The organism is Mycobacterium sp. NAZ190054 (assembly GCF_001545925.1).
Classification (GTDB): Bacteria; Actinomycetota; Actinomycetes; order Mycobacteriales; family Mycobacteriaceae; genus Mycobacterium.
On record NZ_LMVQ01000513.1, the window covers coordinates 1 to 691 of the forward strand.

At 63.0% G+C, this 691-nt stretch carries 1 protein-coding gene; it reads left to right on the forward strand.

Annotation, left to right across the window (positions count from 1 at the left end):
* On the forward strand, positions 1-652 hold a 652-nt coding region (locus tag ASJ79_RS25215; RefSeq protein ID WP_156448641.1), incomplete at its 5' end, for an IS256 family transposase.
* Positions 653-691 lie beyond the last annotated feature (39 nt).

Below are 691 nucleotides of genomic sequence, written 5' to 3' on the forward strand. Positions count from 1 at the left end.
CGCCGGGGAGCGCGACATCCTCGGGCTGTGGGCCGGCGGCGGCGGTGAAGGGGCGAAGTTCTGGCTCTCAGTGCTCACCGAGATCAAGAACCGCGGCACTGCTGATGTGTGCATCGTGGTCTGTGACGGGCTGACTGGGTTACCCGAGGCGATCAACACCGTATGGTCGCGGGCAGTCGTGCAGACCTGCGTGATCCATCTGTTGCGCAACACTTTCCGCTACGCGTCACGCAAGTACTGGGATCAGATCGCCAAGGATATCCGCCCGGTCTACACCGCGGCGACCGAGGCCGCGGCCAAGGAACGCTTCACCGAATTCACCGCCAAATGGGGCGCCCAGTACCCGGCGATCATCCGCCTGTGGGAGAACGCCTGGAGCGAATTCGTGCCATTCCTCGACTACGACGTCGAGATCCGCCGGGTCATCTGTTCGACCAACGCGATCGAATCACTCAATGCCCGCTATCGGCGGGCGATTCGGGCCCGCGGGCACTTTCCGACCGAACAGGCCGCGCTCAAGTGCCTCTACCTGGTGACCCGATCCCTAGACCCCACCGGCCGAGGTAAGGCACGATGGGCAGTGAGGTGGAAGCCCGCATTGAACGCGTTCGCGATCACCTTCAACGGCCGGATCACTCCGACTGGCAACTAACCGATGCCAAGTCAGATCCACCGTTTATCTGACAGTCCC